This is a genomic window from Methylophaga sp. SB9B (assembly GCF_004832235.1).
Classification (GTDB): domain Bacteria; phylum Pseudomonadota; class Gammaproteobacteria; order Nitrosococcales; family Methylophagaceae; genus Methylophaga; species Methylophaga muralis.
Window position 1 is genome coordinate 24,885 of sequence record NZ_SSXS01000012.1, and the last position, 13,157, is coordinate 38,041.

Annotated in this window: 14 protein-coding genes; 11 read left to right on the forward strand and 3 right to left on the reverse strand. The window is 40.0% G+C overall.

Annotated elements, in window-relative coordinates; translation table 11 throughout:
* Window positions 1–66 precede the first annotated feature (66 nt).
* The 8 genes from E8Q33_RS15705 to E8Q33_RS12355 all read left to right on the forward strand — a co-directional run bounded on the left by E8Q33_RS15705 (window position 67) and on the right by E8Q33_RS12355 (window position 8,767).
* Window positions 67–942, forward strand: coding sequence for a DEAD/DEAH box helicase family protein (locus tag E8Q33_RS15705; protein WP_211116162.1), 876 nt, complete (start codon window positions 67–69; stop codon window positions 940–942).
* Window positions 921–2,207: a type I restriction endonuclease subunit R gene (locus E8Q33_RS15710; RefSeq protein ID WP_211116163.1), complete on the forward strand. Its 1,287-nt coding sequence runs from the start codon at window positions 921–923 to the stop codon at window positions 2,205–2,207. Before E8Q33_RS15705 ends, E8Q33_RS15710 begins: the two co-directional genes overlap by 22 nt.
* Window positions 2,208–2,223: 16 nt before the next feature.
* Window positions 2,224–2,556 (forward strand): hypothetical protein, encoded by a 333-nt coding sequence (locus E8Q33_RS12330; RefSeq protein ID WP_136555088.1) that lies wholly within the window; start codon window positions 2,224–2,226, stop codon window positions 2,554–2,556.
* 7 nt (window positions 2,557–2,563) lie between these two features.
* The gene (locus E8Q33_RS12335) at window positions 2,564–4,558 is read left to right on the forward strand and encodes a MotA/TolQ/ExbB proton channel family protein (protein WP_136555091.1); all 1,995 of its coding nucleotides are present in this window, start codon (window positions 2,564–2,566) and stop codon (window positions 4,556–4,558) included.
* A complete protein-coding gene (locus E8Q33_RS12340; RefSeq protein WP_211116164.1) occupies window positions 4,539–5,198 on the forward strand; it encodes an OmpA family protein in 660 nt (219 codons plus the stop codon). Before E8Q33_RS12335 ends, E8Q33_RS12340 begins: the two co-directional genes overlap by 20 nt.
* Window positions 5,199–5,200: 2 nt before the next feature.
* Entirely contained in the window at window positions 5,201–7,156 is a 1,956-nt protein-coding gene (locus E8Q33_RS12345; protein WP_136555093.1) for an EH signature domain-containing protein, read from the forward strand.
* Between the two features lie 838 nt (window positions 7,157–7,994).
* The gene (locus tag E8Q33_RS12350) at window positions 7,995–8,381 is read left to right on the forward strand and encodes a 4a-hydroxytetrahydrobiopterin dehydratase (protein WP_136555095.1); all 387 of its coding nucleotides are present in this window, start codon (window positions 7,995–7,997) and stop codon (window positions 8,379–8,381) included.
* A gap of 14 nt (window positions 8,382–8,395) precedes the next feature.
* Window positions 8,396–8,767, forward strand: coding sequence for a DUF2237 family protein (locus E8Q33_RS12355; RefSeq protein WP_211116168.1), 372 nt, complete (start codon window positions 8,396–8,398; stop codon window positions 8,765–8,767).
* 32 nt (window positions 8,768–8,799) lie between these two features.
* Here the strand turns inward: E8Q33_RS12355 and E8Q33_RS12360 are convergent, their stop codons facing one another.
* The 3 genes from E8Q33_RS12360 to fae form a co-directional block, all read right to left on the reverse strand.
* Window positions 8,800–10,722 carry an ATP-dependent DNA helicase gene (locus tag E8Q33_RS12360; protein WP_136555099.1) on the reverse strand — a complete coding sequence of 641 codons (1,923 nt, stop codon included), beginning with the start codon at window positions 10,720–10,722 and terminating at the stop codon, window positions 8,800–8,802.
* A gap of 39 nt (window positions 10,723–10,761) precedes the next feature.
* Entirely contained in the window at window positions 10,762–11,262 is a 501-nt protein-coding gene (locus E8Q33_RS12365; RefSeq protein ID WP_069295991.1) for a hypothetical protein, read from the reverse strand.
* Between the two features lie 147 nt (window positions 11,263–11,409).
* Window positions 11,410–11,961 (reverse strand): formaldehyde-activating enzyme, encoded by a 552-nt coding sequence (fae, locus tag E8Q33_RS12370; protein WP_069295990.1) that lies wholly within the window; start codon window positions 11,959–11,961, stop codon window positions 11,410–11,412.
* Window positions 11,962–12,093: 132 nt separating this feature from the next.
* Between fae and E8Q33_RS12375 the strand changes: the two genes are divergently transcribed.
* From E8Q33_RS12375 to E8Q33_RS16485, 3 genes are all read left to right on the forward strand, one after another.
* Window positions 12,094–12,489 (forward strand): group II truncated hemoglobin, encoded by a 396-nt coding sequence (locus E8Q33_RS12375; protein ID WP_136555197.1) that lies wholly within the window; start codon window positions 12,094–12,096, stop codon window positions 12,487–12,489.
* A gap of 2 nt (window positions 12,490–12,491) precedes the next feature.
* Window positions 12,492–12,758, forward strand: coding sequence for a molybdopterin-binding protein (locus E8Q33_RS16190; protein ID WP_247870090.1), 267 nt, complete (start codon window positions 12,492–12,494; stop codon window positions 12,756–12,758).
* Window positions 12,759–12,931: 173 nt separating this feature from the next.
* Complete coding sequence (locus E8Q33_RS16485) at window positions 12,932–13,054, forward strand: hypothetical protein (protein WP_256369463.1); 123 nt, start codon at window positions 12,932–12,934, stop codon at window positions 13,052–13,054.
* Window positions 13,055–13,157: the final 103 nt, after the last annotated feature.

Below are 13,157 nucleotides of genomic sequence, written 5' to 3' on the forward strand. Positions count from 1 at the left end.
GGTTCGGTTAAAGATTCACTTGATAGGCGTACACTTTTTTTCCCGAGATACCATCAGTTGGATGTAGTGCGAAAGTTAATCGCCCATGCATCAGAGAATGGACTCGGACATACCTATTTGATACAGCATTCAGCCGGTTCAGGAAAATCAAATTCTATTACTTGGGCAGCATATCAGTTAATCGAAACATATCCTGATAATGAACAGGTGCCGGGCGGGCGTAGTATTGAGGAACCATTGTTTGATTCCGTCATTGTGGTTACCGACCGACGCTTACTTGATAAACAAATTCGGGATAATATCAAAGACTTTTCGGAAGTTAAGAATATTGTCGCTCATGCGAATAAGTCAGCTGATCTTAAGTCAGCGCTCGAAAATGGTAAAAAAATCATTATCACAACCATTCAAAAATTTCCATTCATCATTGACGGAATTTCTGATCTAAGCGAGAAGCGCTTTGCTGTAATCATTGATGAGGCGCACAGCTCACAATCAGGTACAGCACATGACAATATGAATCGTGCGATGGGCCGCTCAGAGGATAATGAAAATGAAGATGCTCAAGACAAAATCATAGCAGCAATGCAATCTCGCAAAATGAGGGGAAACGCTTCCTATTTGGCCTTCACAGCAACACCCAAAAACAATACTTTGGAAAAGTTCGGCCAAGAGCAGCCCGATGGTTCATTCATCCCTTTTCATTTGTATTCAATGAAGCAGGCGATAGAAGAGGGCTTTATTTTGGATGTAATAGCTAATTACACAACATATAAAAGTTATTACGAGATACAGAAGTCAATTGAAGATAATCCACTTTTTGATACCAGCAAAGCGCAAAAAAAGCTCCGTGCCTATGTTGAGCAAAATAAACAGACAATAAAAATCAAAGCTGAGATTATTCTGGATCATTTTTTTCTAACATGGTCAATCCGAAAAAACTGAGGGGTAAAGCGAAAGGAATGGTTGTCACTCAGAATATTGAAACTGCCATTCGATACTATCATGCAATTTCAGATTTGCTCAAGAAACGCGGTGAACCTTTCAAAATATTGTTGGCATTCTCGGGAAAAAAAGAAGTTGATGGTAATGAATATACAGAAGCGGATGTGAATGGCTTCGGTGAGTCAGATACCCGAGAGCATTTCGATAAAGATGATTATCGGCTTTTGGTGGTTGCTAACAAATATCTGACGGGCTTTGATCAGCCAAAACTTTCAGCCATGTATGTTGATAAGAAGCTCCAGGGTGTAATGGCGGTTCAGGCACTATCGAGACTTAATCGCTCAGCACCATCGCTACAAAAAAGAACTGAGGATCTGTTTGTTCTTGATTTCTTTAATTCTGTCGATGATATTAAAGCGGCTTTTGATCCTTTTTACACTGCGACCAGTTTGTCGAAAGCAACAGATGTAAATGTCTTACATGATTTGAAAGATGCACTTGATGAAGTAGGTGTTTATGAAACGCATGAAATAGAAGCTTTCAATGAGCTTTACTTCGATAGTGCAAACGCAGATCAATTAAGCCCAATAATCGATATAGCTGCCGCACGCTTTAATACTGAACTTAATTTAGAGGATGATGAAAAAGCAGACTTCAAGATTAAAGCGAAGCAATTTGTGAAGGTATACGGGCAAATGGCTTCGATCATGCCTTACCAGGTGGTGGAATGGGAAAAACTTTTCTGGTTTCTTAAGTTTTTAATACCCAAGTTAAAGATAAAAGATAAAGAAAAAGATCAGATTGATGAATTGCTGAACGCAGTAGACCTCTCTTCATATGGTCTGGAGAGAGTTAAACTCAATCACAAAATTGGATTGGATGATTCTGATTCAGAGCTTGACCCCACGAATCCAAATCCTCGAGGTACCCATGGAGAGCAAATTAAAGATCCTCTGGATGAAATAATACGTTCCTTTAACGAGCGTTGGTTTCAAGGTTGGAGCGCTACGCCTGAAGAGCAACGTATAAAGTTCGTTAGTATTGCTGACAGTATTCGAGCACACCCGGATTTTGAATCTAAATATCAAAATAATCACGATCATCATAATCGTGACCTTGCCTTCGATAAAATATTTGAAGATGTAATGCTCAAGCATCGCAGAAATGAAATAGAGCTTTATAAGTTACTTGCACAAGATGCTGCATTTAAAGCTGCTATGCAGGCAAGTTTAAGAAAGTTGGTTCAGGTAGACGGACGATTATGAGACCGGGTAATTAAAGATGGATGACTTTGAAAGGACTTTAAATCAGATAATTACCTTCAATCATGCCTGGAAACAAGCGCGTGAGAATTATTCTGAGAAAAGCTCGATAACTAATGCGTTGCGGAATAGAAAGTCATGTTTACAAGCCAGTTTATTAAGAAACTTTCCTTCCAGATGCTATTTAAAGCATGACGAAGACAATCTCGAGGGGGAGATGCTTTACAGCATCAGATTAATTGAAGCTGTGACACTTCCAACTGGATTGGTGCGAAAAGATGCCGAACATTTTCCAGTAAGGCTTGCAGAAGAATTATTCACTGCAGAAGAATTGCAAAAGCTTATTAAGTGAGAAAGTTATGTTAGAGATGTTTTGGAGTGTTACCGCTGAGCTGGACTTTTTAAGTCAGGCTATTATTTTCATAATAATTACTAGCTTTCTGTTTTTTATTTTAACTGAAACGCTTCTCAGCATAAGGTACTTAATGAAATTAAGAGCCGCAAAGGAAATTGCGAACTGGCTTAAAACCAAACCTGAAAAAATAGATATAGCTTTCAAAACTTACCATTCAAGACAGGTTGTAAGTGGCAATTTTTTGCAGGATTATGATTTAGACGGGCAAAAACAGTTAAAAAGAGATGATGATGGTAAATACTTAATTGCTTCTTCTAATGAAACTTTATTGCCATCTATTCCTGCATCCCCTTATCGATTTGTTCCTGCTCTCCTAACAACCGCTGGTGTATTAGGAACATTTTGGGGGATTACAATTGGGCTAAGTAGTTTTGAACCAGCAAGTAGTTCACAGGCCCTAATGCAGTCAGCTACGACACTACTAAATGGTATGAAAACCGCTTTTTTTACATCGCTTATAGGGATGTTGACGGCTTTAACTTTTATGTTGGTGCTGGCTCTCAATGTTTGGCTTAAGCAACGTTCCAAAGACCGAGCTTCTAACTTACTGGCGAAATATTGTCGTGAGGTCAATGGGTTGATGTTGCTGCAAAGTATAATACCAGCCAACCAAAATGAGTTAGCAAAGCTGCAGGTTGAGGCTGCGAAATCTAATATTGAATCGAATACTGAGATATTAACAATCCTAACTCGGCTTAATGAAAAACAAGATACTTACAGTACAAATAATCTGGCTGTCATTATAGGTGAAGCAGTTGGTCAGGCTGTTGAGAAGGAGCTCGCACCCTCTGTTAAAGAAATAACTCAAGAATTGAAAGTACTTCGCGAAATCAAAGAAAAACATGCGGAGGAAGTTGTAACAATTCTGTTAGAACAGATGAAACAATCATTCCTTGATCCAATTGAAACAAGCGTTAAAACATTGGCTATTACCGTTCAAAATAATACTGAATCGTTTGAGGCTACGATGAGAGAGCAGGGTGAGCGGCACGACCAACTGATTCTATCTATCAATTCATTGACTGATTTTCAAACAAATTCATTAACGACACTGCAAGAGTTTGCCTTATCACTGAAAGAAACATTAAGTGAATTCAATTCACAGACTAGTGAAGTGCTTAAACACGTTTCTGCTGAAATTAAAACTGCCATGGCTAGCAGCATTGAAGGGATGAAGGCACAACGTGAAGCATTTGAGGAAAGTGCTCGAATTGCAAGTGAAGCCTTTGTTGATCAGAACAGGACACTGGGGCAAATCGGTGAAGAGTCCACTAAGTTAATGACTGATGCCAGGGAAAGTTTATTAAATGGATTAGCCGATTTAGATAATAAGGTTCAGTCAATGTCAGAAGTTGTTCAAACAGAACTGGAAAGGTTTAGAAATGAGTATCAGGCTAATCTTGTTGCCTTTTTTGAGAGCCAGTCGAATCTGCTTGAAGATGTTTTGAGTAAACAAAAAGATGGCTTATCGGAAACGGTTGAACAATTCAGGGATGTATTCATGGAAGAGCATAAATTAAGACAGAATCACTTAACCGAAATCACTGAGCAACATCAAAAACTGACTGAAGGTGTTATTACAGTCGAAAGACTTGTTGAAGCCGTTGGTATGACAGAATCTTCAATTTATAGTCAGCTTGAAGAAGCTGCAGGGGTGGTAAGTAACCAGGTTGGCAAGCTAAGAAGAGAGTACGAACTAGCCACAAAAAGCTTCAATATGATTACGGAGCGGATGCCAGAGGAGATGAACAAATATTTCAACACGGCAAATGAAACACATCAAAGCTTCTTTGAAAATTTTGATGATGCAGCAGCAAAAGTGCATGGCAAGCTTGCTGAGGCGGCAAATATGTTGGTAACAGCCATGCAGCAAATTGAACTACAAAATGTTTCAGCAAATAATCTCAAGGATGAAGTAAGTGAAAGAAAACTTGCTTAAGACTTCTGAACTTGAGATTGATGAAACGGGGGCATGGTTATCGATTGGTGACCTGATGTCTGCACTTTTAATGATATTTGCTTTGTTGTTTATAGTTGCACTTTTGTCGTTGCAAGAGGCTGCAGAACAAGCAAAAAACAGTCGGATAGTAATAATTCAATCACTTCAGAAAAACCTCAATGACGAAGGTATCAATGCCAAAATCAATCCTGAAACCGGCGATATAAGCATTTTAGACTCTTTGTTATTCGACTCAGCTTCTTCAATCCTAAAACCTGCGGGTAAGGAGTTTCTGAGCAAATTTATACCGGTATATAGCAAAGCACTTTTCACAAATCAGCAGGTTTCAGATGAGATTGTGTATGTTGTTATTGAGGGGCACACTAGTTCTGCGGGTAGCAATCAATCAAATATGAAACTCAGCCTAGATCGATCTCAGAGTGTATACGATGTGATCGCTGATATGAATTTCCCTGAGAAGGATACTTTCCTTAATAAAATATTGGCTTCAGGAAGAGGAGAAATTGAAGCAAACCAAACTCAAGATGATGCCGAGGATCGAAAAGTACTTTTCCGTTTTCAATTCAAAAGTGAGCGATTCCTCCAGTGGTTTCTTGAACAGCGGATTGTGGGTAGCTAGAGTTGGATCAAGTAGGCATTTCTTTTAAGAAGCCATCACAGGTTCGTCCAGGACAAATGATGCAGTTGGCAGTGGAATATATTGCTGGGCCTGTTAACTCGACAGTAGATAAAAGCAAATTTCCACCAAAGTCACTTGAGCTCATTATTGAGCTTTTACGCGAAGACCGTTGGCGTGAAATTCAAATAATTGAATGGATATACCTTCTCGAGAGCGACTTCCTATCGGAAGAGAAAAATAACTCTGAAGATATTAATTTGTTGGCTGTTTTAATACTCAAAGCTGCATTGAAAGAACCCAGTGTGTTAAACCTGGTTTTGTTCAGAGCTGCGTTAAGCCTTGAATCTAACGGGGAGGTTTTCCCATTCACGCTAGTCACCAATATTGAGCTGTTATTAAATTATGAGATAAGCGATAGAGATCGAGCTCGTGTGGAGCTTTTAATATTGGCTCGAGATGAGCTTTATGAGCAAATTGCTAGGTTAACCATGCAAAAAGGAGTCAGTCCTTCTGAGTATCTGAATAAATTGAACTTAGCAAAATGTACACAGCTATATTTCAATATCTGTAATGCTCTTAAAGCTATTGCCTCAGAGTTGGTTGTTGAGCTTCATGCTGAGTGGTTGATTAAGGTGCTTCAGGAACTGAGTTCTCAGGTTCGTATTGAAACTATGAACAATATTCTCCTGAGAGTAGAAGGCCTAAATCGTTCTCAACGAATAATCGATTGGCTTGAAATAAATTGCGATCCCACACACGAAGAAAGTCTCTGGTTTGACCTTTCTGGTGAAGCAAAAAAAAGACTTCGCGAACTGATAAAAATTACTGACTTCCATTATGTAAACCAGCTTTCTTCATTTTTAACTAGCAATAATGTTGCAAGAGCATTGGAACTGAGCGAGACAGAAGTTAAGAAAATCCAAGCAAGAAGAAAATTCTGGTCACACTACAAGGATAGTTTTCTTTCAGTAAAAGTATATGTGCCCAAAGAGACATATAATCTTCAAAATGAATTTGGTTATGAGTTTGAAGGCTTGCATCAATTTTATAAAGATGATGAAAAATCTGAAATTATAATCTTTGAACTTACAGATTACATTATTGTTGAGTTCATGCGAGGAACAGCAAGCGAAATTCGTTTATTTCCAAACAACAAAAGACATACCAATTTACTTCTTCGAAATGAAAAGCTTTCAATTGAACATATTACAAGCTTGTTTGAGCTAAGCGTCCATGACCATGTTTTTTTATGGCAATGGGCTTGTGAATCTTGGCTTAGGACTAACTTTAAAATTTTCCCTGACAAGGGAGTAAACAGGTTTGATGGTCTACCACCTGCTTCGAGCAAATATGACCCTAGTAAAGGTCTGCCAAAGCCATCAGATAATTTGCTTCAACAACGGAATGAATTACTTGAGTCATGGATGCAAATGTACTTGGCTTTGGAGAAGAAAAACAAACCAGCTTCAAGAAAAGAGTTTGAAATATATGAAAACAACCGTCTCGCAGAACTGTATAGGTATACGGGTGATACCATAGCAATGGTAAGAAATCTGGATAAAGCTGTTCAATTAGGAGATATGAAAGCAGTGAAATATCTTGCAAACTGGTTGCTTACCAAGCCTATTGCAACAAAGCCAGAGCGTGAGAGAGGCGAAACCCTGCTAAAAGCATTTGAAATATATGAAGGTAAACACAGTATATTTAAGCAAAAGATATTTGTATGGAATAACTCAAAAAGAGAAGAGCTAATTCAAGAAATCACTGAACGACCCATTCGAAAATTACCGGATAGTCATATAGGGATTAATTACAAATCAAGTATTTACCAGTTATATATCCTTGGCAAAGATCATTTGGCAATATTTCTTGATGACAAGGCATATTCTCCTGAAGAACATCCAGCTATTAGAAGTAATATCAATGCTTCAGGATTAAAAGTAGCTATTTATAGTTAATCCATTAGTGCCATAACAACTAGTAGGGGCCAGACACGTATAAAGGAGGAGTGACAAGGAAAGAACTTAAACTGATTTCGTCTCTAAAAAACTCGGATTCTAAAATCTGACTAAACCTCTAAAAAAACTCGGATTCTAAAATCTGACTAAACTTCGACACCATTTTTTGCCTAAAGCATTAAATATGCAACATATATAATAAATCTCAAAGTAGTTGTCTTAATATCTCGTTTTGTTTGTCTTAAATCTCATATTGTTTGTCAATTAACGATTTTTGGGTGAGATCTGCTAAATTTCTTGCCGACTCATAAGTTCGTATAATGTATATTATGTTAAATTATGTATTCCAAAACAACATCTATATTGCATGTAAGTACTTAGCAACCTGAAATTTCCAAGCCAGCCCTTTTCTTGTTAATTGCAATGCAAGTTAACGTTTAAGTCATCATCAACCACCGTAACACCAGTATTTTTATAAACATTACATTGAACTTTCATTTACTAAGATTTGGATAAAACCATAAAGGCTAAGTTTATAAAAATGCTAGCTCGTATTAAGAAAATTATTTATTGATTCAATAATTAACAGATTTAATTGTTTTGAATAAAAAATTAGATAGTACGAAAAATTGCCACCTGCTACGTTTATGGACCAGTATCGTAATATGAACAGATTATATAAGGATGAAATCACACTCCATCTCAAAGTAATAAGACGCAAATTCCAATATTGATGTAGCTATGATGGTTAATACAAAATTCTGTTGTAAGTGTGAAAACTGATAATGCTTTACACTGTCAATTCATAGACTCTTTAACTAAAAATGAGGTACCGACAATGAGCTGGAGAGAAACTGAAAACGAAAAAACCTATTCTGATGCTGAAGTCGAACAACGACTTAAAGCGGAATTACCTAATTGGAGTTTGGAAAATGGCTGGATCCGCCGTAAATATAAAACAAGCGGGTGGAAATCCACTTTAATGGTTGTTAATACGGTAGGACATTTGGCTGAAGCTGCCTTTCACCACCCTGACCTCACCGTTTCTTATGCCTTTGTTATCGTAAAACTAACCAATCATGCTGCTAAAGGGATTACCGACAAAGACTTTGAACTGGCCAGTAAAATCGAAGAAGTCATTATGTGGCAGCCAGGGCTGATTGAAGGTGGTGCGTTGGTTGGCACACCAGATGAAGCTCGTTTTAAATATATTAAATACGATTAATTATGGAACTAGATATTAGCCCTGCCTTAAACGTATTGGGCGAACCTCTGCAAAGCTGTAGCCATGATCCACTCACTGGTTTTTTCCGTGATGGATGTTGTAATACCAGTGTTCAGGATTATGGCTCGCATACGGTGTGTGTTGAAGTCACTCAAGCATTTCTCGAGTTTTCGCGTTTTCGAGGTAATGACTTAAGTACTCCGGTGCCGGATTTCAATTTTCCAAGATTAAAAGCTGGTGATCGATGGTGTCTATGTGCTCAACGTTGGCTTGAAGCACAGCAACATGACATGGCTCCCAAAGTAGTTCTGGCGAGTACCCATCAACGGGCAATCGAAATTATTCCGTTAGATATATTGAAGAAACACGCTATAGACTTGATGTGAGATTTAGCTGTTTAGTTATTGATTATTAATAATTAAACAGCTTTCTTAACTTGTCGCTGTACAAAGAAATCTTCAACCTGGTTGATATCTTGGGTGATCGGCATTGCTGGCAAACTACGCATAAACACTTTACCGTAGGGTTTGTTTAAAAGCCGTGGATCACAGAGAACTAATACACCATGATCCTGTTCATCACGAATTAGACGACCTATTCCCTGCTTTAACTGGATGACTGCCGAGGGAATTTGAATACTGCGAAATGGATTACCGCCCCGCTCTTTCAAGTTATTTATCCGTGCTTCCAATACAGGATCACCCGGCGAGGCAAACGGAATTTTATCAATTAACACGCAAGATAAGGCTTCACCGCGTACATCAACACCCTCCCAAAAACTGTTGGTGCCGAGCAAGACTGCATTGCCATGTTGTCGAAACTCTTCCAGCAAAGTAGCTTTCGCCCCACTCCCCTGCACCATTAATGGATAATCCAGATCGGCCAATAATTCGGCCACTTCATGCATAGCTCGATAACTGGTAAACAGTAGAAAGATCCGTCCCTGACTGTGCAAAATAACTTCTTTAGCAATATCAGCAACGTATTGATTGTATCGTCGATCAGCTGGTTCAACCGGAATATTGGGCAAATACAAAAGGCTTTGTTTGGCATAATCAAACGGGCTTTCCCAGCTGGCATATTCAGCGTTTTCAATACCCAGATGTTGGCAGAAATGATTGAATTTACCGGCGACAGTTAAGGTCGCTGAGGTGAAAATCCAAGCAGCCGGCTTTTCTTCCAGCCATTGTTGAAAATGCTGACTGATTTCAAACGGCGTGGCATGCAATACAAAGCCAGTAGGACGATTATCCAACCAAAGCACCAGATTATCGTCATTTTGCTCGGTGAATAACTGAATGATATTAACTAATTCACTGGCTCGAACATGACATTGAGAAAGTCCGGGACTACGCACAGCCAGCGGTTCAAGCTCTGATTCAAACACTTCAAGATAGTCTACTAACTCATTGAAATAGTTTTTTATTTCATCATTATAGAGTTGCGTCAACCAAGGCGTACGCTGTTCAACATTGCCAATATGCAAACGCAGCGATTGTAGTTTGGCCTGTAGTTTTTCAGCATGTAAAGTCAGTTGCTGACTATCTGCTGCATGCTCCTGCATTTCCTGCACACTATCACGACATAATTCAACGATTTGATGGCTGCTGATACGGTTACCGAGAAACTGCCCGGCAATAGCGGGTAATTGATGCGCTTCATCAATAATAAATGCATCAGCTGTCGGTAATACCTCACCTTGTCCAGCCGTTTTCAAGGCAAAGTCAGACATTAATAAGTGATGATTGATTACCACGATATCGGCTTCCTGGGCACGGCGACGGGCTTCTACAATAAAGCACTGCTGATACTCGGGACACTGTTGGCCCAGGCAGTTATCTACCGTTGAGGTCACTCGCGGCCACAGGTTGGATTGGGTTTCCAGTAAATCGGATTCGCTCAAATCACCATTTTTCGAGCTTTGCGACCAATCACGTAAGGAACGTAAGGTGTCTGTTTGCGAGAGTAATAACGGATCCTGTTCTGCCAACGTTAAGCGATGATGACATAGATAATTACCACGGCCTTTGAGGATCGCGGCCTGAAATGGCACGGCCAAAGCTTTACGCAGCGTCGGTAAATCGCGTCTAAATAATTGATCTTGAAGATTTTTGGTGCCGGTGGAAATAAAGACTTTTTGCCCGGATAAGATGGCTGGCGCTAAATAAGCAAAGGTTTTGCCGGTTCCGGTGCCGGCTTCGGCTACTAAAACTGTTGCTGAAGCTAAGGTATCGGCAATACGTTGTGCCATTTCCTGCTGCGCCTGGCGTGGATGATAACCTTTGATTTGCCTTGCAAGAATGCCGCCTTCAGCAAAAATCTGTTGTAAATCATCCTGCATAACAACTTCCGAAAAGCGCCATTAACCTGCTGTTATAAATCACGTAGCCTGATTATCCCAAATTTCAGGTTCGGCACCATTTTCAGCAGTCCAAACGCGTTCGCCGATGATTTTGAACTGAGCAATGGACATGGCACCACGTTTTTTACGATTACTATCCCGTTCATTCATGGTGTCTTGAATAATGTTTTTAGTGGCATAAAACATTTCGATAGGTTGATATTCATCATCGAACAAGACTAATAACACACCATCCCATTCCTGAGCAGGGTTGAGTTGGCCGATTCGAGGGGTTGATTTGCTGGTATCAAAAATGGCGCGGCCTTTAATTACCACTTTCTGATCGGTTAAAAGACCGCTTTTGCCAACCGCATCAAAACTGGAATTTAAATTATCCAACAGTTGTAAATCCAATGCTTTAGCCGCGTCAAACCGAGCAATTTCACCGGTGACTGGCAAAGTGCTACCGGTCGTTTGGCGATAGCGTGCGGCCAGTTGTCGCGTTTCATGCATCAATTTATCGATGGAATATAAATCCATTTGTCTCTCTGACCGCCGTTATTCACATTGCAGCATTATACATGGCAAAAAAAAACGGTTTGCCTGCTTTCGCAGACAAACCGTAAATTTTGTCGAGGCTGTGAATAACCTACATACCTACGACCGTAATTTTTGCAAAAAATTCAATTATGATTTTTTCGCATCCAGTTCTTTCTGATAATACTTGTGAACCAGTTTGTCTTGATTTTCCAGCAAGTAATCGATGCTTGGTTCATGGTTCATCGCTTTCTCGATAGCACGTGTCGTAGCACGACGATGCACATCAAATAACGCTTCATGATCCAGATTTTCAACGGTGGTGATACCAGGGTTTAACCAGACAGAAACTATGATGCCTAAGTCATTGGCTTTTTCTTTAGGAATAATGCCTTTACGCACAGCATCCAATACACCATTTGCAATCGCGCCTTGGACTGTACCCATCAGGATATTGGTATAGGCGGTATTCTTAACAGTTACTTTACTGACCATGATAGTGGCCGGACGAACTTGAACATCAGTATTCATCAGCGCTAATACGCGTGAATGACCTTTGACTTGATCACCCATCAAATTCGCAAATGCGATTCCAACCGGTCCATCCAGCTCGCCGATAACGACTTCAGGTTCTGCGGCGGTTAATGGTGGGCCATCAGCGATTAGTGCTTCGCCGGTTCGCATGACAATTCTTTCACTCATAAGCTATTGCTCCTTAAGTTGTGCTAAGAGAGCGATTCATTATCCCGGTCTAAACCACATGTCGCAACCTTATAAGCCTTTATGAGTAGATAGATGCAGAGTAAACTGCTTGGATTTGAGATTGGATTAAGCATGGCGAATATCGCAACACCCTATGAACGCATTGGCGGCGAAACTGGCGTTCGAAAACTCTGTCATACCTTCTACACAATCATGTGCGAGACGCGGCAAACCGAGGTAATTCGTGGTTTACATCCACAAAACATTCAAATCAGCGAAGATAAACTATTTATGTTTTTAAGTGGATGGCTGGGAGGCCCTTCCTTATATATAGAGAAATATGGGCATCCTAGATTGAGAGCCCGGCATTTACCCTTTTCGATTGGTATCGAAGAGCGAGATCAATGGTTGTACTGCATGGCTCAGGCCCTTAAAACCATGGATCTGGAACCATTTTTTGCTGAACAGTTAATGAGTTCATTTGCCCAGACCGCAGATTTTATGCGTAATCGACAAGAAACGGAGTAAACATGCATATCGGAGCTGTGATTATTGGTGATGAAATCCTCAGCGGTAAACGTCAGGACAAACATTTCAATCAATTACAAATTATGCTGGCTAAACGCGGACTAGAGCTGAGTTGGACATTGATCGTAGGCGATGATCCTCAGCAACTGGAACGGGCATTACGCTTCAGCATGAGTAGTGAGGATTTGGTATTTAGTTTCGGCGGTATAGGCGCAACCCTGATGATAGAACCCGGCAGACCGTCGCTAAAATTGCTGATGTCCCCTTAATTCCTCATCCAGAAGCGACTGCTGAAATTGAAGCGCGTTTTGGCGAAGACGCCTATCCAAATCGTATTTTGATGGGATATCTGCCAGAAGGATCACAGATAATCCCTAATACTATCAATAGAATACCCGGATTTTCTTATGCAAATCATCACTTCACGCCGGGCTTTCCTGAAATGGCCTGGCCGATGGTGGAGTGGGTATTGGATAACCGTTATGCCCATTTAAAAAATCAGCGTCCTGCGGCCGAACAAATTATTTTTGTGCAGCGAGGAGTGAGTCAGATTTATTACCGGTGATGAATCAAATCGTAAATGATTATCCACAATTGAAATTATCCAGCCTGCCGCATCTGGGTGATCCACCACATATTGAATTTAGTTTGCGTGGTGAAGCTGCTGA

What these genes read in the sequence shown, in the direction of transcription:
- E8Q33_RS15710 (WP_211116163.1), top strand. Translation starts at nt 921, where the DNA reads ATGGTCAATCCGAAAAAACTGAGGGGTAAAGCGAAAGGAATGGTTGTC.
- E8Q33_RS12330 (WP_136555088.1), top strand. Translation starts at nt 2,224, where the DNA reads ATGGATGACTTTGAAAGGACTTTAAATCAGATAATTACCTTCAATCAT.
- E8Q33_RS12335 (WP_136555091.1), top strand. Translation starts at nt 2,564, where the DNA reads ATGTTAGAGATGTTTTGGAGTGTTACCGCTGAGCTGGACTTTTTAAGT.
- E8Q33_RS12350 (WP_136555095.1), top strand. Translation starts at nt 7,995, where the DNA reads ATGAGCTGGAGAGAAACTGAAAACGAAAAAACCTATTCTGATGCTGAA.
- E8Q33_RS12360 (WP_136555099.1), bottom strand. Translation starts at nt 10,722, where the DNA reads ATGCAGGATGATTTACAACAGATTTTTGCTGAAGGCGGCATTCTTGCA.
- E8Q33_RS12365 (WP_069295991.1), bottom strand. Translation starts at nt 11,262, where the DNA reads ATGGATTTATATTCCATCGATAAATTGATGCATGAAACGCGACAACTG.
- fae (WP_069295990.1), bottom strand. Translation starts at nt 11,961, where the DNA reads ATGAGTGAAAGAATTGTCATGCGAACCGGCGAAGCACTAATCGCTGAT.
- E8Q33_RS12375 (WP_136555197.1), top strand. Translation starts at nt 12,094, where the DNA reads ATGGCGAATATCGCAACACCCTATGAACGCATTGGCGGCGAAACTGGC.
- E8Q33_RS16190 (WP_247870090.1), top strand. Translation starts at nt 12,492, where the DNA reads ATGCATATCGGAGCTGTGATTATTGGTGATGAAATCCTCAGCGGTAAA.
- E8Q33_RS16485 (WP_256369463.1), top strand. Translation starts at nt 12,932, where the DNA reads ATGGCCTGGCCGATGGTGGAGTGGGTATTGGATAACCGTTATGCCCAT.